The following is a 267-nucleotide window of genomic DNA, read 5'->3' as shown; positions in this document are numbered from 1 at the left end:
GGCATAGACAGCTAGGAGGTTGGCTTAGAAGCAGCCACCCTTTAAAGAAAGCGTAATAGCTCACTAGTCGAGTCGGCCTGCGCGGAAGATGTAACGGGGCTAAAACTATGTGCCGAAGCTGCGGATGTATACTTTGTATACGTGGTAGGGGAGCGTTCTGTAAGCCGACGAAGGTGGATTGAGAAGTCTGCTGGAGGTATCAGAAGTGCGAATGCTGACGTGAGTAACGACAAAACGGGTGAAAAACCCGTTCGCTGAAAGACCAAG

Annotated in this window: 1 rRNA gene; it reads left to right on the top strand. The window is 50.6% G+C overall.

What is annotated here, in order from left to right:
- Positions 1 to 267 (top strand): 23S ribosomal RNA (locus ACEO2X_RS14470); the annotation flags it as partial.

This window comes from Acinetobacter sp. AL9 (assembly GCF_041464035.1).
GTDB lineage: Bacteria > Pseudomonadota > Gammaproteobacteria > Pseudomonadales > Moraxellaceae > Acinetobacter > Acinetobacter towneri.
Note: the sequence above shows the minus strand (reverse complement) of the source record. Positions and strands in the feature narration are given on the sequence as shown.